This window comes from Kaistia adipata DSM 17808 (assembly GCF_000423225.1).
GTDB classification, from domain to species: domain Bacteria; phylum Pseudomonadota; class Alphaproteobacteria; order Rhizobiales; family Kaistiaceae; genus Kaistia; species Kaistia adipata.
The window spans coordinates 419331-442969 of sequence record NZ_KE383992.1 but is presented as its reverse complement, the minus strand read 5'-3'; the positions used below and the strand labels follow the sequence as shown (position 1 = coordinate 442969).

General features: G+C 69.9%; 17 protein-coding genes. 6 read left to right on the top strand and 11 right to left on the bottom strand.

Annotated features, from left to right (window positions below; all coding sequences use genetic code 11):
- Positions 1–211: 211 nt before the first annotated feature.
- The 6 genes from G539_RS0122310 to trxA all read left to right on the top strand — a co-directional run bounded on the left by G539_RS0122310 (position 212) and on the right by trxA (position 11977).
- Entirely contained in the window at positions 212–2644 is a 2433-nt protein-coding gene (locus G539_RS0122310; protein WP_029077176.1) for a sensor histidine kinase, read from the top strand.
- Complete coding sequence (gene tsaE, locus G539_RS0122305) at positions 2641–4143, top strand: tRNA (adenosine(37)-N6)-threonylcarbamoyltransferase complex ATPase subunit type 1 TsaE (RefSeq protein WP_029077175.1); 1503 nt, start codon at positions 2641–2643, stop codon at positions 4141–4143. Before G539_RS0122310 ends, tsaE begins: the two co-directional genes overlap by 4 nt.
- Positions 4144–4203: 60 nt before the next feature.
- The gene (locus G539_RS0122300) at positions 4204–4947 is read left to right on the top strand and encodes a nucleotidyltransferase family protein (protein WP_245576943.1); all 744 of its coding nucleotides are present in this window, start codon (positions 4204–4206) and stop codon (positions 4945–4947) included.
- 7 nt (positions 4948–4954) lie between these two features.
- On the top strand, positions 4955–8074 hold the full coding sequence (addB, locus tag G539_RS0122295) for a double-strand break repair protein AddB (protein ID WP_029077173.1): 3120 nt from the start codon (positions 4955–4957) through the stop codon (positions 8072–8074).
- Positions 8071–11580, top strand: coding sequence for a double-strand break repair helicase AddA (addA, locus tag G539_RS0122290; RefSeq protein ID WP_029077172.1), 3510 nt, complete (start codon positions 8071–8073; stop codon positions 11578–11580). The genes addB and addA overlap by 4 nt, the downstream gene beginning before the upstream one ends.
- A gap of 76 nt (positions 11581–11656) precedes the next feature.
- Positions 11657–11977, top strand: coding sequence for a thioredoxin (gene trxA / locus G539_RS0122285; RefSeq protein ID WP_029077171.1), 321 nt, complete (start codon positions 11657–11659; stop codon positions 11975–11977).
- 91 nt (positions 11978–12068) lie between these two features.
- On the opposite strand, the gene G539_RS0122280 is transcribed toward trxA, so the two are convergent.
- From G539_RS0122280 to aroA, 11 genes are all read right to left on the bottom strand, one after another.
- Positions 12069–13388, bottom strand: a complete 1320-nt coding sequence (locus G539_RS0122280) for a bifunctional folylpolyglutamate synthase/dihydrofolate synthase (RefSeq protein ID WP_029077170.1) — start codon at positions 13386–13388, stop codon at positions 12069–12071.
- 105 nt (positions 13389–13493) lie between these two features.
- Positions 13494–14411 (bottom strand): acetyl-CoA carboxylase, carboxyltransferase subunit beta, encoded by a 918-nt coding sequence (gene accD, locus G539_RS0122275; RefSeq protein ID WP_029077169.1) that lies wholly within the window; start codon positions 14409–14411, stop codon positions 13494–13496.
- Positions 14412–14425: 14 nt separating this feature from the next.
- The gene (gene trpA, locus G539_RS0122270) at positions 14426–15268 is read right to left on the bottom strand and encodes a tryptophan synthase subunit alpha (RefSeq protein WP_029077168.1); all 843 of its coding nucleotides are present in this window, start codon (positions 15266–15268) and stop codon (positions 14426–14428) included.
- A 20-nt stretch (positions 15269–15288) separates the two neighbouring features.
- Positions 15289–16512: a tryptophan synthase subunit beta gene (gene trpB, locus G539_RS0122265; protein WP_029077167.1), complete on the bottom strand. Its 1224-nt coding sequence runs from the start codon at positions 16510–16512 to the stop codon at positions 15289–15291.
- Positions 16509–17201 (bottom strand): phosphoribosylanthranilate isomerase, encoded by a 693-nt coding sequence (locus G539_RS0122260; protein ID WP_029077166.1) that lies wholly within the window; start codon positions 17199–17201, stop codon positions 16509–16511. Before G539_RS0122260 ends, trpB begins: the two co-directional genes overlap by 4 nt.
- Positions 17202–17637: 436 nt before the next feature.
- Complete coding sequence (locus G539_RS0122255) at positions 17638–17982, bottom strand: lipopolysaccharide assembly protein LapA domain-containing protein (protein WP_029077165.1); 345 nt, start codon at positions 17980–17982, stop codon at positions 17638–17640.
- Between the two features lie 152 nt (positions 17983–18134).
- Positions 18135–18431, bottom strand: coding sequence for an integration host factor subunit beta (locus tag G539_RS0122250; RefSeq protein ID WP_029077164.1), 297 nt, complete (start codon positions 18429–18431; stop codon positions 18135–18137).
- The gene (gene sppA, locus G539_RS25840) at positions 18428–19435 is read right to left on the bottom strand and encodes a signal peptide peptidase SppA (RefSeq protein ID WP_035832265.1); all 1008 of its coding nucleotides are present in this window, start codon (positions 19433–19435) and stop codon (positions 18428–18430) included. Before sppA ends, G539_RS0122250 begins: the two co-directional genes overlap by 4 nt.
- A 150-nt stretch (positions 19436–19585) precedes the next feature.
- Complete coding sequence (gene rpsA, locus G539_RS0122240; RefSeq protein ID WP_029077163.1) at positions 19586–21286, bottom strand: 30S ribosomal protein S1; 1701 nt, start codon at positions 21284–21286, stop codon at positions 19586–19588.
- A 283-nt stretch (positions 21287–21569) separates the two neighbouring features.
- Positions 21570–22193: a (d)CMP kinase gene (gene cmk, locus G539_RS0122235; protein WP_029077162.1), complete on the bottom strand. Its 624-nt coding sequence runs from the start codon at positions 22191–22193 to the stop codon at positions 21570–21572.
- Positions 22190–23548, bottom strand: coding sequence for a 3-phosphoshikimate 1-carboxyvinyltransferase (gene aroA, locus G539_RS0122230; protein WP_156912096.1), 1359 nt, complete (start codon positions 23546–23548; stop codon positions 22190–22192). Before aroA ends, cmk begins: the two co-directional genes overlap by 4 nt.
- Positions 23549–23639 lie beyond the last annotated feature (91 nt).

Below are 23639 nucleotides of genomic sequence, written 5' to 3'. Positions count from 1 at the left end.
CGTTGGCCTCGGCTTCACACACGATTCCCCCTGCCGCTACATTGGGGATGATTCGTGGGGAGGCCGCAGTTTGTCGTCGGCGCCGAAACGGGTCGTTTTCATTGTTCTGACGGCGGAAGGGCCTGCCCGCATGCTTTGGCATCGCAGGAATTTGGATGGGATTCGCGGCTCTGGCCGCCGGAGTTCCGCCGTTCCTTCCCTGCGTCGGTCCATGCTGGCCGCCAGCGCGCTGACATCCGCCGGCATGCTCACCCTGTCCTCCACCGGCGCGCAGGCCGCCGCCGGCACGATCGATGCCGGCCGCACGGCCCTCGTCAGCGTGCTGCTCGGCGTAGCGGCCTTTGCCGTGCTCGGCGTCGCCGCGATGCATCGGGCCCGCGCCCGGGCCGATGGCGAGAACGCCGCGCTGCGCCACCAGCTGGCCGATTCGAAGGCCAAGGCGGATCGCGCCGAGGCCCTTGTCGACGCCGACGATCAGCGCCTTGTCGCCTGGAGCGCACCCGGCGAGCCGCCGCTGGTCATGGGTCGCCTGCCGCGTTCCTGCGGCGCGCCCGACGAGCGCGCGGCCTTCCTGGCCTTCGGCACTTGGCTCGTGCCGGCCGCGGCCCGCGCGCTGGACGCGGCGCTCGAAAACCTGCGCGCGCGCGGCGAGACCTTCGCGCTGACGCTGGAAACCACCCGCGGCAGCTTCGTCGAGGCGGCGGGCCGCACGGCGGGCGGCCGCGCCGTCGTCCGCTTCCACGACCTGACGGGCGACCGGCATGCGCTGGCCGAGCTCGCGGCGCGGCATCGCCGCGTCAGCGAGGACGTCGAGGCGATGCGCGAGCTGTTGCAGGCGGCGCCCATGCCGGCCTGGATCCGCGGTCCAGACGGGGCGCTGCGCTGGATCAACAACGCCTTCGTCAATGCTGTAGAGGCGCGCGATCCGCAGGACGCCGTTGCCCGCAACCTCGAGCTTCTCGATACCGCCGGCCGCGACGCGATCCGCGACAGCCACGCCGGCAAGGCGGTCGTCGAGCAGCGCCTGCCGGCGATCTTCGCCGGTTCGCGCCGTGTCTTCGACGTCATCGACGTCGTCTCGGAAACCGGCAGCGCCGGCATTGCCACCGACGCCACTGAGCTCGAGACGGTCCAGCTGCAGATGAAGCGGCTGGTCGAGTTCCACGCCCGGACGCTGGATCAGCTCGCGACCGCGGTCGCCGTTTTCGGTTCCGACCGCCGTCTGCGCTCCTACAACGCGGCCTTCCGCTCGCTGTTCGGCCTCGAGGCGTCGTTCCTCGACAGCCAGCCCGACGAGGGCGCCGTTCTGGAGCGGATGCGCGCCAGCCGCCGCCTGCCCGAGCAGGCCGATTTCAAGAGCTGGCGCAACGAGCTGCTCTCCGCCTACCAGTCGCTCGACGCGCGCGAGCTCTGGTGGCATCTGCCGGACGGGCAGACGCTGCGCGTCCTCGCCAACCCGCATCCGCAGGGCGGCATCACCTGGATCTACGAGAACGTCACCGAGCAGCTGGAGCTGGAGAGCCGCTACAACGCGCTGTCGCGCGTCCAGGGCGAGACGCTCGACCATCTCGCCGAAGGCGTGGCGGTGTTCGGCTCCGACGGCCGCCTCCGGCTGGACAACCCGGCCTTCGCGAAGATCTGGCAGCTCGACAGGAAGCTCCTGTCCAACCACCCGCATATCGGCGAGATCGAGCGCGCCTGCCGGCGCCTGCACGACGCGCCGGAGGAGTGGGCCCGCTTCACCGCCCGTGTCGCCGGGCTCGACGAGAGCCGCGCGCAGAGCCATGGCCGCATGGAGCGCTCGGACGGTCGGGTGATCGACTATGCGATGGTGCCGCTGCCGGGCGGCCAGACCATGGTCACCTTCATCGACGTCAGCGACACGGTGCAGGTCGAGCGCGCGCTGACCGAGCGCAACGAGGCGCTGGAAGCCGCCGACGGCCTGAAGAACGCCTTCATCCAGCATGTGTCCTACGAGCTGCGCTCGCCGCTGACCAACATCATCGGCTTCACCCAGCTGCTGTCCGACGTCTCGATCGGGCCGCTGACCGAGAAGCAGCGCGAATATACCGGCTATATCCTGTCCTCGAGCGGCTCGCTGCTGGCGATCGTCAACGACATTCTCGATCTGGCGACGGTCGACGCCGGCATCACCGCGCTCGATCTCGGCGAGGTCGATGTCGAGCGCACCGTCGCGGCGGCGATCGAGGGCGTGCGCGACCGCCTGCAGGAGGCGCAGCTCGTGCTGGAGACGCACATCCCCGCCGGCATCGGCAGCTTCATCGCCGACGAGAAGCGCGTGCGCCAGATCCTCTACAATCTGCTTTCGAACGCCGTCGGCTTCTCCAGCCATGGCGGCTCGATCGAGCTGAGCGCCGAGCGGACGGCGGATGCGATCGCCTTCACGGTCGAGGACCATGGCCCCGGCATTGCGCCGGAATTCCTCGATTCCGTCTTTGACCGCTTCGAGAGCCGTGCCGCCGGTTCCGCGCGCGGCGGCGCCGGCCTCGGCCTCGCCATCGTCAAGAGCTTCGTCGAGCTGCATGGCGGGTCGGTCGGCATCCGCTCCGAGGAAGGACGCGGCACCGCCGTCACCGTGCACCTGCCGATCCGTCCGACCGAGCTGGCCATCGCCGCAGAATGAGCGCGCCGGATCCGATCCCGATCGCGCTGCCGGACGAGGCGGCGACCGTTCGACTGGCCGAGGACATCGCGGCCAAGCTCGCCATTGGCGACGTCATCGCGCTGCGCGGCGATCTCGGCGCCGGCAAGACCAGCTTCGCCAGGGCCCTGATCCGCGCCGTCGCGGCCGATCCGGCGCTCGAGGTGCCGAGCCCGACCTTCACCATCGTCCAGACCTACGAGGCGCGGCTGCCGATCGCGCATTTCGATCTCTATCGCCTCGGCTCCGCCGACGAGCTCGACGAGATCGGCTTCGACGAGGCCGTAAGCGAGGGCGTGGTGCTGGTCGAATGGCCGGAGCGCGCCGAGGATTATCTGCCCGCCGGCCATCTCGAGATCTCGCTCGAGATCGAGGGAACAGGCCGGCTCGCCACGCTCACGGGTGGCGGCGACTGGCCGGAACGCATCGCGCGAACCCTGGCGATCCGGCGGTTCCTCGATGCGTCCGGCATGGCGCAGGCGACGCGCCGGCACCTGCAGGGCGACGCGTCGACCCGCGCCTATGAGCGTGTCGCGGCGCCGGATGGCCGTCCGGCCGTGCTGATGGACGCGCCGGAGCGTCCGCCGGGCCCCGCGGTGCGCGACGGCCGCACCTATGACGATCTCGCTCACCGCGCCACCAGCGTGCGGCCCTTCGTGGCGATGAGCGACGGCCTGCGCGCGGCGGGCTTCTCGGCGCCGGAAATCCTGGCGGCGGACCTGCCGGCCGGCCTGCTTCTGGTCGAGGATCTCGGCTCCGAGGGCGTGCTGGCGGACGGCGTGCCGGATCCCGAGCGCTACCGCCTCGCCGTCGAGGTGCTGGCGGCTCTGCACGCGACGCCGCGGCCCGCCGACCTGCCCTTGCCGGACGGCAGCGTGCACCACGTGCCGCCCTTCGACTGGGACGCGCTTTCGATCGAGGTCGACCTGTTGCCGCGCTGGTATGCGCGCTGGCAGAGGGGCGCGCCGCTCGGCGGGGCGGCCGAAGCGCGTTTCGCCGCGATCTGGCGCGGGCTCTACGAGACGCTCGACGCGGCCGAGAAGAGCTGGCTGCTGCGTGACTTCCATTCGCCCAACCTGCTCTGGCTGCCGGAGCGGGCGGGCCTGCGGCGGATCGGCATCCTCGACCATCAGGACGCGATGATCGGCGCCAGCGCCTATGACGTCGCCTCGCTACTGCAGGATGTCCGCATCACCGTCGAGCCGGACCTCGAGGCGGCGCTCGCCGACCACTATGTCACCACGCGCCAGGCGCTTGGTCCGTTCGACGAGGCGCGTTTCCGCGAGGCCTATGCGATTTCCGGCGCGCAGCGCGCCACCAAGGTGCTGGGCGGTTTTGTCCGATTGGCGGAAGCGGCCGGCAAGCCCCAATATCTCCGTCACATTCCCCGTGTACGAGGCTATCTCGGGCGGTGCCTGCGCCATCCGGTTCTTTCCGGACTGGCGCTCTGGTATGAAGAACACCTGCCGCTCGACGATTGACGGGCCCCGCCGGGGCCCGGGCCAGCGACGCCAGCAAGAACAATGGAACTGCCCGAGACCATGCCGACGCCCATCTTCCAGACGCCGAACCATCCGAAGCGCGCCATGGTGCTCGCCGCCGGCATCGGCAAGCGCATGCGGCCGGTCACGGCGACGGTCCCGAAGCCGCTGATCGAGATCGCCGGCCGTTCGCTGGTCGACCATGCGCTCGACCGGCTGGCGAATGCCGGCGTCGAGGAAGCCGTCGTCAACGTGCACTACCTGGCCGACCTGGTCGAAACCCATGTGAAGAAGCGCAAGGCGCCGAAGGTGATCGTCTCGGACGAGCGCGGCGGGCTGCTCGAGACGGGCGGCGGCCTCAAGAAGGCGCTGCCGTTGCTCGGCGACGCGCCGTTCTACGTCATGAATTCGGATTCGTTCTGGATCGAGGGGCCGCGCCCGAATCTCGACTGGCTCGCCCGCGGCTGGAACGACGAGACGATGGACGCGCTCCTGATGTTGGCGCCGACCGTCACCGCGATCGGCTATCCGGGACCGGGCGATTTCGTCATGGACAAGGACGGCCGCCTCGCCCGCCGGGTCGAGCGCACCGTCGCGCCCTTCGTCTATTCGGGCACCGCCATCCTGTCGCCGCGCCTGTTCGAGAATGCGCCCGAGGGCTCGTTCTCGCTCAACGTGCTGTTCGATCGCGCGATCGAGAGCGGCCGCCTGTTCGGTGTCCGCATGGACGGCACCTGGCTGCATGTCGGCACGCCGGAAGCAATCCGCGAGGCCGAACTGTCGGTCCTGGAAAGCGCGGCCTGAGGCGGGGATGGCGAGGCCGGCTCCCCGCGTCTTCACGATCCCGCCGGGCACGCCGTTCCTGCCGACCTTTGCCGATGCGCTGCTTTCGGGCCGCTTTGGCGATATTCCGAATCCGGCTAAGGATCCGCTCGCGCTCGCCGATGTGACCATCCTCGTGCCGACGCGCCGCGCCGCGCGCTCCTTGCATGCCGAGCTCCTCGTGCGCCTCGGTGGCCGCGCCGCCATCCTGCCGGCGATCCGTCCGATCGGCGACGTCGACGAGGAGGACCAGATCCTCGAGGCGGCTTCCGACGATCCGGCCGAGCGGCTCGTCCTGCCGGAAGCGATCTCGCGGCTCGACCGGCTGCTGGTGCTGACCCGTCTGACGCTGGCCTGGGGCAGGGCGGTGCGGCGCGAACTGCTTTCGCTCGACGAGAGCGACCCGCTGCTGGTGCCGGCTTCCGCCGCCGATGCCTTTCATCTCGCCGGCGATCTCGCCCGCCTGATCGACGACATCGAGACGACCGGCATCGCCTGGGACCGGCTGGAAACGCTGGTTCCCGACGATCTCGCGCGCTACTGGCAGATCTCGCTCGATTTCCTGCGCATCGTCGGCCAGCAGTGGCCGGCCTTCCTGCGGGAGCGCGGTCTCGCCGATCCCTCCGTGCGACGCGACCATCTCGTGCGGGCATCAGCCCGGCGGCTGGCGTCGACGCCGCCGCGCGGGCCGGTGATCGCGGCCGGCTCGACCGGCTCCATACCTGCCGTCGCCGAGTTGCTCGGCGTCATCGCCGGGCTGCCGCAGGGCGCCGTCGTGCTGCCCGGCCTCGACATGCTGCTGGACGAGACCGGCTGGACCGCGATCGGCGGCCTCGCCGATCCCGTCCGCTCGGCGCCCGGCCATCCGCAATACGGCCTGAAGCAGGTGATCGAGGGCATCGGCGTCGCGCGCGACGAGATCGTTTCGATCGGCGCCATGACGGCCGAGATGACCGAGCGCGCGCGGCTGATCTCCGAGGCGATGCGTCCGGCCGATACGACCGAGGACTGGGCCGTCGCGCCGCCGGTCGCGGCGGCGGCGATCGGCGACATCGACCTCGTCGTCGCCCGGACCGAGCAGGAAGAAGCGGTGGCGATCGCGATCGCCATGCGCGCGGCCATCGAGGAGCCCGGCCGCACCGCGGCGCTGGTGACGCCCGACCGCCGCCTTGCCGGCCGCGTCGCGATCGAGCTCGGCCGCTTCGGCCTGTCGGTCGACGATTCCGCCGGCCGTCCGCTGATGACCTCGCCGCCGGGAACGCTGGCCCGCCTGCTGGTGGCGGCGGCGAAGTCCAACGGCGCGCCCTATGACCTCCTGGCGCTCGGCAAGCATCCGCTGGCCGCCTTCGGCATGGGGCACACGGCCTGCCGCGCGGCGATGGACATCCTCGATCTCGTGCTCTTTCGCGGTACGCTCCTCGCCGATGGCATCGCCGGCCTCGCCGAGGCGGTGGACCGGGCCGAGGCCGAGCTTCCGGAGGCCCGCTACGCGCCGCAGGCGGTGAAGCGGCTCGGCGCTACCGATTGGCAGATCGCCCGCGATCTCGCCTCCCGGCTGGAAGCCGTCCTGGAACCGCTTAGCCGACTCATCGACAGCATCGAGCCCTCCGATGCGGCGACGCTGACGACCGCCGTGGTCGCGGCGCTGAGAGAGGCGGCGGCGGACGCCGACGGCAACGGCGACGCGCTGTTCGAGGACGAGGCAGGGCAGGCGCTGGCGACGCTCCTCGCCGGGCTGATGAGCCCGGATGCCGCCGCGCTGGAGATGGGCGGCTACGAATATCCGGGCTTCCTCGATGCCACCATGGCCGGCGTCGGCGTACCGGCGCGGCCGGGCTCCGATCCCCGGCTCTTCATCTGGGGCGCGCTGGAAGCGCGCCTGCAGACGGTCGACCTGATGGTGCTGGGGGGCCTGGACGAAGGCGTCTGGCCGTCCGACACGCGCACCGATCCCTGGCTCTCGCGCGCGATGCGGGCCGAGCTCGGGCTGGAAGCGCCGGAGCGCAAACTCGGCCAGTCGGCGCATGATTTCACCAGTGCCTTGTCAGCCGGCAAAGTGGTGGTCACGCGGGCCGAGCGGCGCGGCGGCACGCCGACGGTTGCGGCGCGCTGGCTGCAGCGCCTTCTCGCCCGCCTCGGCCAGGACGAGGCGCGGGCGCTGGCGGCGCGCGGCACGCGCTATCTCGATTGGGCGCGCGCGCTCGACCGCGCGACCGCCCCCGTTCCGGTCCACCGGCCGGAGCCGCGCCCGCCCGTCTCGGCGCGGCCGCGCCGGCTCTCCGTTACCGAGATCGAGACGCTGATCCGCGACCCCTATGCGATCTACGCGCGGCGGATTCTGAAGCTGGAGCCACTCGATCCGATCGGCGTCGTGCCGGACGTGGCGCTGCGCGGCACGCTGATCCACGAGGCGCTCGGCGACTTTGTTCAGGCCTGGAAAGGGCCGTTCGATGCGAGCGCGCTCACCGAGCTGCTCGTCATCGGGCGTCGCGTGTTTGCCCGCATCGAGCCGTTCCCGGCCGTCTATGCGCTCTGGTGGCCGCGCTTCGCCGTCATCGCCGACTGGTTCATCGGCTGGGAGGCGAGCCGGGCGGAGATCGCGACCCGTCATGCCGAGATCGGCGGCTCCTGGCCGTTCACCGCGCCGGGGGGCGAGTTCCGCCTGACCGGCCGCGCCGATCGCATCGATCTGCGCCAGGACGGCCGCCTCGAGATCCTCGATTTCAAGACCGGGTCGCCGCCGAGCGCCAAGCAGCTTTCGACCGGCCTGGCGCCGCAGCTGGCGCTCGAGGTGGCGATGGCGCGCGGCGGCGGGTTCGAGACCGTTCCGGCCGGCGTCTCGGTGTCCATTCTCGGCTGGGTCGGCCTCGGCAAGGTCGGCAAGGGCGATCCGTTCTCCTCGGCAGTGACCAAGGACAAGACGGCGGACGAGCTCGGCGACGAGGCGGCGAGCCGGTTGGCAGATCTCATCGCGGCCTTCGACGATGCCCGCCGCGCCTATGTCCCGCGCGCCAGGCCGATGTTCGAGACGCGCTATGAAAGCCCCTATGACCATCTCGCCCGCATCCGCGAATGGTCGCTCGGCGAAGGCGAGGATACGGGCGAATGAGCGGCGTCATCTCGGTCGACGACAAGACCAAATACACGCAGTCGCGGGCCACCGATCCCGAGGTCTCGGCCTGGGTGTCGGCCAATGCCGGCTCGGGCAAGACCTATGTCCTTGCCCGCCGCGTCATCCGCCTGCTGCTCGCCGGCGCCGATCCGGCCTCGATCCTCTGCCTGACCTTCACCAAGGCGGCGGCGGCCGAGATGTCGGGCCGCGTCTTCGACATCCTGGCGGGCTGGACGACGCTCGCCGATGATGCGCTCGCCGCGACGCTTTCCGACTACCAGGGCGCGCCGGCGACGGCGGCGGATCTCGTCCGCGCCCGCCGGCTCTTCGCCCGCGCGCTGGAGACGCCGGGCGGTCTGAAGATCCAGACCATCCACGCCTTCTGCGAGCGCCTGCTGCACCAGTTTCCGTTCGAGGCGAATGTCGCCGGCAGCTTCGAGGTGCTGGACGATCGCGCCGCCTCCGTGCTGACCGCCGAGGCGCAGCGTTCCGTCATCGCCGAGGCCGCCGCGTCGACTGGCACGGCGCTCGGCCGCGCCTTCGCCACCGTGCTCGAAGCGGCGAGCGACCAGGGCATCGAGGCGGCGCTGGCGGCGCTGGTCGCCTCGCGCGACGCGGTGCGCGAATTTATCGTCGGCGCCGGCGACCTGGCGAGTGGCCTGCGCGATCTGCGTCATGCGCTTCATCTCGGTCAGGGCGAGACGGCCGAGAGCCTGCGCGGTCGCCTCGCCGACGAGATCCCGTTCGATGACGACGATCTGCGCCGGCTGGTCGACCGGCTGTCCGCGAGCGGCGCCAACGACAAGAAGAGCGCCGCACGGCTGGCGCCGATCCTGTCGGCCGATACGCCGGAAGGTCGATCGGCAGCCTGGCTCGCCTACTGGATGACCAGCGACGGCGGCAAGCTGCGCGCCCTGTCGAGCCTCGCCGCGAAATCCATCCGCGACGGCTGGCCCGGCCTCGAGGAGACGCTGGAGGCCGAGCGCGAGCGCATCGACTATCTGCTCGATCGCATCGCCTCGGCCGAGGCCTATGCCGTGACGAGCGCGCTCCTGACCCTCGGCGATGCCGTGATCAGCGGCTATGAGCGGGCCAAGCAGCTGCGTGGCGCGCTCGATTTCCAGGATCTGGTGGTGAAGACCGCCAACCTGCTGTTGCGCGCCGACGCGGCCGCCTGGGTTCACTACAAACTCGATCGCGGCCTCGACCACATCCTCGTCGATGAGGCGCAGGACACCAGCCCGCGTCAGTGGCAGGTGATCGAGCGGCTGGCGAGCGAGTTCTTCTCCGGCCAGAGCGCGCGCGACGTCACGCGCACCTTCTTCGCGGTGGGCGACGAGAAGCAGTCGATCTATTCGTTCCAGGGCGCGGTTCCCGCCTGGTTCGCCCGCCAGCGCGAGAAGATGCGCGCCCGCGCCCGGGATGCCGCCGCCCTGTTCCACGAGCTCGAGCTGCAGCTCTCCTTCCGTTCGACGCCGGACGTGCTCGCCGCCGTCGATCGCGTCTTCGCCGCCGAGGAGGCCCATGCCGGGCTGACCCGCGACCGGGTGCCGACGACACATGCCGCGGCCCGTCGGCTCGATCCCGGCCGCGTCACCTACTGGCCGCCGATCGAGGCCGACAAGGCGGCCGTGCCGGAGGACTGGCACACGCCGCTCGACCATCTCGGCACCAAGAGCCCCGAGGTGCGCCTCGCCGAGCGGATCGCCGCGACGATCGCCACCTGGAAGCGCGACGGCGCGACGATCGCCGCCACCGGCAAGAAGATCCGCGAGGGCGGCATCCTGGTGCTGACCCGCAAGCGCGGGCCCCAAACCGACGCCATCAACCGCGCCCTCAAGGCGGCGGGCCTCTCGGTCGCCGGCGCCGACCGGCTGGCGCTCGCGAGCCACATCGCCGTGCTCGACCTGATGGCGCTCGCCGACATCCTCCTGCAGCCGCGCGACGACCTCTCGCTCGCGGCGCTCCTGAAGAGCCCGCTGCTCGGACTGACCGAGGACGAGCTCTACGCGCTGGCGCAGCCGCGCGCCGGCTCGCTCTGGTCGGCGCTCGACCGTTCGACGGAGCCGGCCGCGTTGCGAGCGGCGGAGCAGCTGAAGACATGGCGCGTCCGCGCCGAGCATGCGAGCCCCTATGCCTTCTTCGCGAGGCTGCTGGGGCCGGAGGGCGGCCGGCGGAAGCTGCTGGCGCGGCTCGGGCCGGAGGCGGACGACGTGCTGGACGAGTTCCTGGCGCAGGCGCTGGCGCATGAGCAGGCGTCCGTGCCGTCGCTGCAGGGTTTCGTCGGCTGGATGCGCGAGGCGGCGACCGAGATCAAGCGCGACGCCGACCTCGCCCGCGACGAGATCCGCGTCATGACCGTGCATGGCGCCAAGGGGCTCGAGGCGGACATCGTCTTCCTCGTCGACACCGGCTCGAAGCCGGTCCACGCCAGCCACGACCCGAAGATCGTGGCGCTGGCGGACGATCCCGACGACGCCGACGGCGCACCGCTGGTCTGGATCGCGCCCGGCGCTCGCAAGCCACATGTCGTCGAGGAGGCGCTCGATACGCTGCGGGAAAAGGCGCGCGAGGAATATCGCCGGCTGCTCTATGTCGGGCTGACGCGGGCGCGCGACCACCTGATCGTCTGCGGCACGATGAAGGCGAACACCGGCGCCGAGCGGCTCTGGCACGAACTGGTCGGAACCGCGCTCGGCACCGAGGGGCACACCGTGCCGGTCGACCTCGCCGGCGATGCCTTCGACACGATCGAATGGCGCGAGGACTGGAGCCGGGCGCCCGCGCCGGCGCGGGCCGAATCCGTCGCGCCTTCCGTCTCCCCGGCCATCGCACCGCCTGACTGGCTGCTGCGGCCGGCGCCGGCGGCGCTGCCGCCACCGCGCCGCCTCTCGCCCTCGACGGCGGTCGGCTTCGCCGAGGCCGAGCCTGCCTTTCCGCCGGTGACGGCGCTCGATGCGCGGCTCGACCCCGCGGCGCTGACCGCGCTCGACCGCGGCCGGGTCATCCATCGCCTGCTGCAGGCTCTGCCCGACCATCCGCGCGTGGTTCGCGCCGATGTCGCCGCCCAATATCTCGAAGTCGTCGGCAAGGACTGGGACGCGGCGGCGCGGCAGGCCCTCCTGGACTCGATCCTGCCGATCCTCGATGATGATTCGTTCGCCGAACTGTTTGGTCCCGAGAGCCGGGCCGAGGTGCCGATCGCCGGGCTGATCGAGACGCGGAGCGGGCCGGCCTCGGTTTCCGGGCGGATCGACCGGCTCGTCGTGCTGCCCGACCGGGTGATGATCATCGACTACAAGACCAACCGCCCGGCCCCGCGAAGGCTCGAGGACGTGCCGGGTTCGCACCTCGGCCAGCTCGCGCTCTACCGCGCTGTGCTAGCCGAGCTCTATCCCGATCGGCCGGTCGAGACGGCGCTGCTCTGGACCGAGATCCCGCTGTTGATGGCGATCCCGGCGGCGTTGCTCGATAGTCGCATGGCTGCCATTACCGCCGCGTGAGAGCCGTTCGCCTTGACCCTGATCGGGCGCCTTCCTACCTTAGAACCACTCTTCCCCACACTTTTGAGGGCTTGCCATGGCGACTGCCAAAGTAACGGATAGTTCCTTCGACGCCGACGTTCTGGGGGCATCCGGCCCGGTCGTCGTTGATTTTTGGGCGGAATGGTGCGGTCCCTGCCGCATGATCGCGCCGGCGCTGGAGGAGATCCAGGCGGAGATGGAAGGCAAGGTGACGATCGCCAAGCTGAACATCGACGAGAATCCGGATATCGCGGTGCGCTACGGCGTCCGCTCGATCCCGACGCTGATCCTGTTCAAGGACGGCGAGCCGACCTCGATCCAGGTCGGCGCCGCGCCGAAGAGCCGGCTGGCCGAATGGATCAAGGGCGCGATCTGATCGCCTGCCTGACGATCGACGAGCGTTTCAAACGGGGCCCGCGTGGCCCCGTTTTCCTGTCCGGATGGGGGTAACAGGCCTCTGCCTGTTATCAGCGCGGTAACGTCCCGTTAGCGGCGAGCACCGTGCCGCCGAGATAGAGCGAGCCGCAGATCAGGATGCGCGGCGCGATGCCGGGCGGGAGCGCCTTGCGGATGGCAGCGAGCGCCGCCTCGACCCCCGCCGTGGCGGTCGACGCGATGCCGGCGGCCTCGGATGCGGCGGCAAGCTCGACCGGGTCGCGCCCGGCGTTCGAGCCCTCGATCGGCACCGTGTAGACATGCTGGGCGAGGCCGGCGAAGGGGCGGAAGAAGCCGACCGGGTCCTTGGTGACCAGCATGCCGGCGATCAGGTAGAGCGGCCGCGAGACGCGCTCCTCGAGATCGGCCACCGCCTCGGCGACGACGAGGCCAGCGCCGGGATTGTGGCCGCCGTCGAGCCAGATCTCCGATTCCGGCGGCGCCTGGTCGACCAGCTTGCCGCTGGTCAGCCGCTGCATCCTGGCCGGCCATTCGACGTTCTGCAGGCCCGCCTCGATCGCCGCGACCGGCACGTCGAGGCTGGAGCGGCGGAGCGCCGCGATGGCGGTGCCGGCGTTCACATATTGATGCCGGCCGGGCAGGCGCGGCGGCGGCAGGTCCAGGAGCCCGTCCTCGTCCTGGTAGACGAGGCGGCCGCGCTCGGCATGCGACACCCATTCCTGGTTGCCGACGAAGAGCGGCGCGGCAAGCCTCGCCGCGTCGCGCTCGATGACGTCGAGCACGATCGGCGTCTGCGGCGCCACCACGACCGGACGGCCGCGCTTGATGATGCCGGACTTCTCGTGCGCGATGCCGTCGAGGGCGCTGCCGAAGAACTTCTCGTGGTCGACCGAGATCGGCGTGATCACGGCGACGTCGGGACGGTCGATGATGTTGGTCGCGTCGTAGCGGCCGCCGAGGCCGACCTCGAGCAGCGTCACATCGGCCGGATGGTCGGCGAACAGCTTGAAGGCCGCCGCCGTCGTGATCTCGAAATGGGTGATCGGCGCGCCGTCATTGACCTTCTCGATCTCCAGCAGCGTGTCGACCAGCTCGTCCTCGTCGACGAAGCGGCCGCCGCCGGCCTGGCCGAGGCGGATGCGCTCGTGGAAGCGGACGAGATGCGGCGAGGTGTAGACATGCACGCTGTAGCCGGCCGCCTCCAGCATGGCGCGCAGGAAGGCGGTGGTCGACCCCTTGCCGTTGGTGCCGGCGATGTGCAGCACCGGCCCGAGCTTCGTCTCTGGCGCGCCCAGCTTCGCCATCAGCGGCTTCAGCCGGTCGAGCGAAAGGTCGATTTCCTTGGGGTGAAGCTGGAACAGGCGCTCCAGGATGACGGTGCTGCGATCCATGACGATATCCATGACGCGATCCCGCGGCGCGGGCCGGGGGCCGCGCGAAGGCCGGCCGCGCCCGTGGGCGGCCGGCCGGTCGATGTTGATGTGTCCCTGCGGCGATCAGCTCGCCAGGGCGACGTCCTTGCCGGCCGGGGCCGGCGCCTTTGCCGGCTTGCCGGCGGGCTTCGCCGGCTGCGGCGTGAGGATGCCGCAGAGGCGGGCGATGGTCGACCGCAGCTCGTGGCGATGCACGACCAGATCGACCATGCCGTGCTCGTTCAGGAACTCCGAGCGCTGGAAGCCCGGCGGCAGCTTCTCGCGGATCGTCTGCTCGATCACGCGCGGGCCGGCGAAGCCGATCAGCGCGCCGGGCTCGGCGATCTGGATGTCACCCAGCATGGCGTAGGAGGCGGTGACGCCGCCCGTGGTCGGGTTGGTCAGCACGACGATATAGGGCAACCGCGCCTCGCGCAGCGCGATCACGCCGGCGGTGGTGCGCGGCAGCTGCATCAGCGACAGGATGCCTTCCTGCATGCGCGCGCCACCGGAGGCGGCGAACATCACGAAGGGCTGCTTGCGATTGAGCGCCGCTTCCATGCCGGCGATCACGGCCTCGCCGGCGGCCATGCCGAGCGAGCCGCCCATGAAGTCGAAGTCCTGCACGGCCGAAACCATCGGCACGCCCTCGACCGCGCCGGCGCCGACCAGGATCGCGTCCTGCAGGCCGGTCTTGGTGCGGGCGTCCTTCAGGCGGTCGGTGTAGCGCCGCTCGTCGCGGAACTTCAGCGGGTCGACGGCGACCTCGGGAACGGTGATCGGCTCATACTTGCCGTCGTCGAAGAAATAGGCGAGCCGCTTCGGCGCGCTCATGCGCATGTGATAGCCCGAATTCGGGATCACGTAATGGTTGGCCTCGAGGTCGCGATGGAACACCATCTCGCCGGTCTCGGGGCACTTGATCCAGAGGTTCTCGGGAACCTCGCGCTTGTTCAGAAGGCTTTTGATCTTCGGACGAACGACGTCGTTGATCCAATTCATCGCGTAATCCTTGTTCAGGCTGCGACCGATTTGCGGGCTGCGCGTACGCCGCCCGCCAGATCGGAAACGAGTGCCAGGACGGCCGGCACGGTCGCGGGGGTCGCGCGGCCTTCGCTGTCGAGCGACGCCGCGACGGCCGAAACGATGGCCGAGCCGACGACGACGCCATCGGCATTCGCGCCGATCGCTGCCGCCTGCTCCGCTGTCCTGACGCCGAAGCCGACGGAAACCGGTAGATGGGTGTGGCGCTTGATCCGCGCAACGGATTCGGCGACGCGCGAGGCGTCGGGCGCGGCCGAGCCGGTGATGCCGTTGATCGAGACGTAATAGACGAAACCCGACGTGTTGGCGAGCACCGCCGGAAGGCGCTTGTCGTCCGTGGTCGGCGTCGCCAGGCGGATGAAGTTCAATCCGGCCTCGAGCGCCGGCAGGCAGAGCTCGTCATCGGCCTCCGGCGGCAGGTCGACGATGATCAGGCCGTCGACGCCGGCGGCCTTGGCGTCGGCGACGAAGGCCTCCGAGCCATGCTGGTAGATCGGGTTGTAGTAGCCCATCAGCACGATCGGCGTGGCGTCGTCGGTCTTGCGGAACTCGCGCACGAGATCGAGCGTCTTGACGAGCGTCTGGCCGCCCTTCAGCGCGCGCAGGCCGGCGGCCTGGATCGCCGGGCCGTCGGCCATCGGGTCGGAGAAGGGCATGCCGAGCTCGATCACGTCGGCGCCGGCGCCGGGCAGGGCCTTCAGGAGCGCCAGCGTGGTCGCCGGGTCGGGATCGCCGGCCGTCATGAAGGTGACGAGCGCGGGCCGTCCCTCGGACTTCAGGCTCGCGAAGCGGCGGTCGATGCGGGTTTCAGTCATTTGGATCGTGCCGCCCTTGCTCAGATGTCCATGCCGAGAAGCTTGCCCACGGTGTGGACGTCCTTGTCGCCGCGGCCGGAGAGATTGACGATGATGGTCTTGTCCTTGCCCATGGTCGGCGCGCGCTTGACGGCCTCGGCGATGGCGTGGGCGGATTCGAGCGCCGGGATGATACCCTCGACGCGGGTGCAGAGCTGGAACGCGTCGAGCGCCTCCTGGTCGACGATCGGCACATACTGGACGCGGCCGGTGTCGCGCAGCCAGCTGTGCTCGGGACCGACGCCGGGATAGTCGAGGCCGGCCGAGACCGAATGGCCCTCGAGGATCTGGCCGTCGGCGTCCTGCAGCAGATAGGTGCGGTTGCCGTGCAGCACGCCCGGGCGGCCGCCGGTCATCGAGGCGGCGTGGCCGTTCTCGACGTCGATGCCATGGCCGCCGGCTTCGACGCCGACGATCTCGACATCCTTGTCGTCCAGGAACGGATGGAACAGGCCGATGGCGTTCGAGCCGCCGCCGACGGCGGCGATGATCATGTCGGGAAGGCGACCTTCCTGCTCCAGCATCTGGGCGCGGGCTTCGGTGCCGATCACCGACTGGAAGTCGCGCACCAGCTCCGGATAGGGATGCGGACCCGCCGCGGTGCCGATGAGGTAATAGGTGTCCTCGACATTCGAGACCCAGTCGCGCAGCGCCTCGTTCATGGCGTCCTTGAGCGTGCCGTTGCCAGCGGTGACGGGATTGACCGTCGCGCCCAGCAGCTTCATGCGGAACACGTTCGGCGCCTGCCGCTCGACGTCGGTGGCGCCCATGTAGACGACGCAGGGCAGGCCGAAGCGCGCCGCGACGGTGGCGGAGGCGACGCCATGCTGGCCGGCGCCGGTTTCGGCGATGATCCGCGTCTTGCCCATGCGCTTGGCGAGCAGGATCTGGCCGAGGCAGTTGTTGATCTTGTGGCTGCCGGTGTGGTTCAGGTCCTCGCGCTTGAAGAAGATGCGCGCGCCGCCGAGGTGCTTGGTCAGGCCTTCCGCGAAATAGAGTTTTGAAGGCCGGCCGGCGTAGTAGGTCGAGAGCGCCTGCAGCTCGGCATGGAAGGCCGGGTCCGCCTTGGCGTCGTCATAGGCCTGCTGCAGTTCGAGGATCAGCGGCATCAGCGTCTCGGCGACGAAGCGGCCGCCATAGATTCCGAAATAGCCGCGCTCGTCCGGTCCGGTCTTGTAGGAATTGGGCTGCACGGGAGCGGTCACGACGTCATCCTCTCGCCGGCAGTCGCCGGGCCTTGGTCAGCGTTGGGTCGGAAGCCGCGGATGGCGGCGATGAAGGCGCGGATCCGGTCGGGATCCTTGATGCCGGGCGCGCTTTCGACGCCCGACGAGACGTCGATGCCGGCAGGCCGCGTCAGCGCGAGCGCGCCGGCGACGTTGTCGGGATCGAGCCCTCCCGAAAGCATATAGGAAAGGCCGGGGTCAAGCGCATCGAGCAGCCGCCAGTCGAAGGTTACGCCGTTGCCGCCGGGCAGCGCCGCGCCCTTGGGCGGCTTGGCGTCGAGCAGCAGGCGGTCGGCGACTTCGGCATGGGCGGGGATCCGGGCGAGATCCTCCGCCGCGCTGATGCCGAGCGCCTTCATCACCTTGATGCCGAAGCGCGCGCGGATCTCGGCGACGCGGGCGGCGCTCTCGCCGCCATGCAGCTGGATCCAGTCCGGCTTCACCGTGTCGACGATCGCGGCGAGGCCGGCATCATCCATGTCGACGGTGAGCGCGACGATCTCGGCGCGGCCGCGCACCCGTTCCGCGAGCGCGGCGGCGCGCTCCAGCGTGACGGCGCGCGGGCTTTTCGGGAAGAAGACGAAACCGATCATGTCGGCGCCGGCGGCGAGCGCGGCGTCGACGGTCTCCTCGGTCGAAAGACCACAGATTTTGACGATCACGGACATGGTTCGATCGCTGGCTCGGACGGATCGCGGCGCCTGCCGCAAAAGCTGCGTTTCATATGGCGCAAGGGTTTGGCATGAAAGCGGCGCCAAGTCCAAGGAAGATGATGGCAGGCCAGCCGCGCGGCGGCGCGGCAGGAGGTGTTCAGCTCTCCCTGAGGGAGCCTTCGCCTGACCGCGGATGGCGGTCATGCGATACCCCCGCCCGCAACATCCTGAGGAGGCTTGCGAAGCGAGCCGTCTCGAAGGACGCAGGGTGTCGGGGCGAAGGATCGACTGCATGAGCCCTCCGCGTGCTTCGAGACGCCCCTTCGGGCTCCTCAGCATGTTGAGGACGGTGTCATGCAAGGAGTTCCCACCGAAAGCGGTGAGGTGGCGGTGCTTGTCGATACTGGATTTCACTCGTTCCGATCGCGGGTGTTTCGCCCGGATCTGTCGATCACGCGGCGTCGCGGCGGGGAACGGGCAGCGCGGTCGCCGGGCTGGTGGTGGCGGCGCGGTAGCGCTCGTTCTCGCGGCGCATGTCCTTGGCCTCGTGGCGCAGGCGACGGGCCTGGCGGCGCCATCGGCCCTGGCCGATCCAGGTACCGACGCCGCCGATGACGACGCCGAGCGCGATGGCCGCGAAGAGCAGCACATAGAGCGGCACGGCGATGGCGACGGCGGGATCGGCGGCGTTGAACGGGTCGAGCGACAACGCGACGTCGTGGCGGTTGGCGACGGAGAGCGCCACCGCGACGATTGCGATCGGAACGAGGATGACGACCGCAAGGATCTTCTTCATGGACACCGCCTTGAGCGCTTTCTGGCGAAGGGCAAGCCGCTTCGCGCGGAAGACGCCATCGTAGCATGACGCCGGCCCCTCGCCGGAGCATTTCATGCCGCTACAACCACCGGGCCGCCGATCGGTTCACATCGAACCGGCCGCCGCGCCGGCTATTCGCCGTCGTCTTCACCGTCGTTGAGACGCTCGCGCATCTCCTTGCCCGTCTTGAAGAAGGGCACGTATTTCTCGGTCACCTCGACCTTCGAGCCCGTGCGCGGGTTGCGGCCCTGGCGGGCCGGGCGGTTCTTGACCGAGAACGCCCCGAAGCCGCGCAGTTCCACCCGGTCGCCGCGCGACAGGGCCTCGACGATCTCGTCGAGGATCGAGTTGACGATGTGCTCCACATCCCGCTGGTAGAGATGCGGGTTTTGCTCGGCGATCCGCTGCACCAGTTCCGACTTGATCACCGCGGCGCCCCCTCAGCGTCGTTCAGACCGGTCGGAGCCTGCCAAACGGACAGGAGACCGTCAAGCTGGAGTCTGGCGGGGATTCCCTCGACGAGGCCGGTGGCGCGGACGAGCTCGACCGGCACGCCGATCTCGCGTGCGAGCCAAGCCGCCGCGGCGCTGCCGAGCGAGAAGGGCAGGGCCGATTCCGGCGGCTTCCAGTCGATGACGGAGAGGCGCGCGTTGACGCCCTTTTCCTTGGCGAGCCAGGCGATCGCGGTCGCCTCGCCGCCGATCTCGTCGATCAGGCCGGCCTCGAGCGCCTGGTGGCCGGACATGACGCGGCCATCGGCGAGCGCCAGCGCCTTCGGGCGGTCGAGCTTGCGCCGCTCGGCGACGATGTCGACGAACCAGTCATAGGTGTCGCGGATCATGCTGTCGATGACGGCGAGCGATTCCGGCGAGGGCGGCGCGAAGGGCGACGGCGCGGCCTTCAGCGGCGACGACTTCACCTCGGTCAGCTTGATGCCGAGCTTGTCCATCGCGCCGCTCACCTCGGGCGACTGGAACAGCACGCCGATCGAGCCGGTGATCGAGCTGCGATAGGCGACGACGTGGTCGGCGGCGATGGCGCTCATATAGGCGGCCGAGGCGCCCACCGTGCCGATCGCGGCGACGGTCGGCTTCTTGGCCGAGAGCTTGCGGATGGCGTCGTAGAGCGCCTCGCCGCCGGCCGTGGCGCCACCGCCGGAATTGATCGAGATGATGACGCCCTGGACGGCCGCGCTGGCGCCGATCTCGTCGATCAGCTTCAGCTGCTCGCGGTTGTCGGAGATGAAGCCGGAAATCGTCAGCCGGGCGATGTGCGGGCGCGAGCGGCCGGTCAGCGCCTCGGGGCCGCCGGCCGCCAGCAGCGCGCCGCCGACCACGGCGAGCGCCGCGGCGAGGAAGGCGAGGATGCGCCAGGTGGTCAGCTTCCGCCGGAGGCGGCGGCGGTCGATGATCTGGTCCGCGTCGAGGCTCATGGCTGTGCGTCTCCGGATATCCGCTTAGGCGCAAGGGGTTATCCGTTTTGCGGCGCAAAATCAAACCGGCCGGGCGGCCGGAGCGGCGCCCAAAAAGAAAACGCCCCGGACGAGCCGGGGCGTTTCCTGATCTTGGACAGGCGTGGACGATTACTCGTCGTTGTCCTGGCGGGCCTTGAGGGCGGCGCCGAGGATGTCGCCGAGCGACGCACCCGAATCCGACGAGCCGTACTGCGCGACCGCTTCCTTCTCTTCGGCGATTTCCAGCGCCTTGATCGAGACGGCGACCTTGCGGGCCTTCTTGTCGAAGTTGGTGATGCGGGCATCGACCTTCTCGCCGGCGGCGAACCGCTCCGGACGCTGCTCCGACCGGTCGCGCGACAGGTCGGCGCGGCGGATGAAGGAGGTCAGGTCGCTGTCGGCGATGCGGACTTCCAGGCCCGCGTCGGTGACGGCCAGGATCTCGCAGGTCACGACCGCGCCCTTGCGGAGCTCGCCCGAAGCCTCGACGAACGGATCGCCGCCGACCTGCTTGATGCCGAGCGAGATGCGCTCCTTGTCGATGTCGACGTCGAGCACCTGCGCCTTGACGATGTCGCCGCGGTTGTACTCGTCGATGACCTGCTCGCCCGGACGGTTCCAGTCGAGATCCGACAGGTGGACCATGCCATCGACGTCGCCGTCGAGACCGATGAACAGACCGAACTCGGTCTTGTTCTTGACCTCGCCCTCGACGATCGAACCGATCGGGTACTTCTCGGAGAAGCTCTCCCACGGGTTCGACAGGGTCTGCTTCAGGCCCAGCGAGATGCGGCGCTTGACCGGATCGACCTCGAGGATCATCACGTCGACTTCCTGCGAGGTCGAGACGATCTTGCCCGGATGGACGTTCTTCTTCGTCCAGGACATCTCGGAGACGTGGATCAGGCCTTCGATGCCCGGCTCGAGCTCGACGAACGCACCGTAGTCGGTGATGTTCGTGACGCGGCCCGAGAACTTGGCGCCGACCGGATACTTCGCCTCGATGCCCGACCACGGGTCGGCCTCGAGCTGCTTCATGCCGAGCGAGATGCGGTGCGTCTCGTGGTTGACGCGGATGATCTGCACGCGGACGGTCTGGCCGATCGAGAGCACCTCGGTCGGATGGTTGATGCGGCGCCACGCGATGTCGGTGACGTGCAGCAGGCCATCGATGCCGCCGAGGTCGACGAACGCACCGTAGTCGGTGATGTTCTTGACGACGCCCTCGATGATCTGACCCTCTTCCAGGCTCTGGACGAGCTCGGAGCGCTGCTCGGCGCGGGTCTCTTCAAGCACGGTACGGCGCGAGACGACGATGTTGCCGCGGCGCTTGTCCATCTTGAGGATCTGGAAGGGCTGCGGCGTGTGCATCAGCGGGCCGACGTCGCGAACCGGGCGGATGTCGACCTGCGAGCGCGGCAGGAAGGCAACGGCGCCGTCCAGATCGACGGTGAAGCCACCCTTGACCTGGTTGAAGATGACGCCCGTGACCTTCTCGTTCTTGTTGAACTGCTCCTCGAGGCGGATCCAGCTCTCCTCGCGGCGAGCCTTGTCGCGCGACAGGACGGCTTCGCCGAGGGCGTTCTCGACGCGCTCGAGGTAAACCTCGACGACGTCGCCGACCTTGAGCGTGTTCTCGCGGCCCGGGCCGTTGAATTCCTTGAGCGCCACGCGGCCTTCGGTCTTCAGACCGACGTCGATGACGGCGAGGTCCTTCTCGATGGCGACGATCGTGCCCTTGACGACGCTGCCCTCGAAGAGGTCTTCATTCTGGAAAGATTCCTCGAGAAGCGCGGCGAAATCTTCCCGGGACGGATTGGTAACAGCCATGAAAACTCCTGGTGCCATTGCTGGCATGCGTCGGCGGTTCGTGTTGCGATAACCCGAGGTCTCGATCCTGCCCTCGACGGATATCGGGGCTACCCATATGGCGGACCGACGCTTCCGGACCGGGACTCGGGGGCTGTCGATGCATCCGGAACGCCGAAACGGCCTCGGATGGCTGGATCCGACGCCCTGAACACAAAGACTTGGGCTCTATATAGGGTCCCTGCCGGGGCGACAAGGCCGAACTGGCCGGATTCCGCGCCGTTTGCCGCCCTGGCGCGATCAATCAGTCGTGTCCGGCCTCGACGATCGCGATCGCTGCGGCGAAAGCCGCCTCGGCGTCGAGCGCCGTCGTGTCGAGCCGCACCGCGTCGTCGGCCTGCCGCAGCGGCGCGGCCGAGCGGTGCGAGTCGCGCTCGTCGCGCTCCAGGATCTCGGCCAGGATCCGCTCATAGGGCACGTCGCGGCCCTTGGCGTTGAGCTCGTCGGTGCGGCGGCGGGCGCGCACTTCCGGCGAGGCGGTGACGAAGATCTTGACGTCGGCATCGGGGCAGATCGCCGTGCCGATGTCGCGGCCGTCGAGCACGGCGCCGGGCGGCGTGCGGGCGAAGTCGCGCTGGAAATCGACCAGCGCGGCGCGCACGTCGGCGTGGACGGCGACGCGCGAGGCGAGCTCGCCGGCCTCGCGGCCGCGCAGCTCGGCGTTCTGCAGGTCGGCCGGCTTCAGGGCGCGGGCGACGGCGCCGGCGGCGACGGGATCGTCGAGATCGAGCCCCTGGTCGGCCATCAGCCGGCCGATGGCGCGGTAGAGCAGTCCGGTATCGAGATGGTTGAGCCCGTAGTGACGGGCGAGCTTGACGGCGATGGTGCCCTTGCCGGCGGCGGCGGGTCCGTCGATTGCGATGATCATGCTGCGGGAGGCTCCGCCTTTTCAAATTGCGCGCCGAGCCCGGTCATCAGGCTCTGGAACTCGGGGAAATGCGGCTGGATCGAGCCGGCATCGTCGATCGTCACGCCGGATGGCGCCGCCATGCCGAGGACGAGGAAGCTCATCGCCACGCGCGGATCGAAGCGGGTGGCGACGCGGCCGCCGCCGATCGGCGCGGTGCCGCCGGTGACGGCGAGCGATTCGGGGCCTTCCTCGACGGCGACGCCATTGGCGGCGAGGCCGGCGGCGACGACCGTGATGCGGTCGGAGGCCTTGAGGCGCAGCTCGCCGAGGCCGTCCATCGTCGTCGTGCCCTCGGCGAAGGCGGCGGCGACGGCCAGCAGCGGATATTCGTCGATCATCGACGGCGCCCGCGCCGGCGGCACGGCGACGCCGCGAAGCCGGCTCGAGCGGACGCGGATGTCGCCGACCTCCTCGCCGCCGAGCGCGCGCCGGTTGGTGATCGTGATGTCGCCGCCCATCTCGAGCAGCGTCTCGATCAGGCCGCTGCGCATCGGGTTGAGCAGCACCGATTCGATCGTCAGGTCCGAGCCCTCGATCAGCAGCGCCGCGACCATCGGATAGGCGGCGGCGCTCGGATCGCCGGGAATGGCGATCGCCTGCGCCTTCAAATCGCGCCGGCCCTCGAGGCGGACGACGCGCTCGCCGTCCTCGTTGGTATCGAACTCGATGGCGGCGCCGAAGCGCGCCAGCATGCGCTCGGTGTGGTCGCGCGTCGCCAGCGGCTCGATGATCGTGGTGACGCCCGGCGTGTTGAGGCCGGCCAGCAGCACCGCCGACTTCACCTGCGCCGAGGCGACCGGCATGCGGTATTCGAGCGGCAGCGTGATGTCGGGACCCTTGATGGTCATCGGCAGGCGGTCGTTCGAGCGCGCGATCACCTGCACGCCCATGCGGCGGAGCGGATCGAGGAAGCGGCCGAACGGGCGGCCGCGCAGGGCGGCGTCGCCGGTGAAGGTGGCGGGGATCGCCTGGCTGCCGACCAGCCCCATGGCGAGGCGGATGCCGGTGCCGGCATTGCCGAAGTCGATCACGTCCTCCGGCTCCAGGAAGCCGCCGACGCCGAGGCCGCGCACCCGCCAGGCGCCCGGCGCCGAGCGCGTCACCAGCGCGCCGAAGGCTCGCATCGCCGCGACGGTGGCGAGGATGTCGTCGCTCTCCATCAGTCCGTCGATGCTGGTCTCGCCGATCGCCAGCGCGCCCAGCATCAGCGCGCGGTGCGAGATCGACTTGTCGCCGGGCACGCGGATGCGCCCGGAGAGCGGCGGCGCGGGCGTGGCCGTCAGCGGGGCCGGCGGGCGAAGTTGGGGCGGCATGGGCTCGGGCTCCTCGGACGTTCTGCCGCGCGAAGCGGCGGCCGCGCGCGGGCGGAGAGACCTGAAGGGACGGTCGTCGGATAGCACGGCA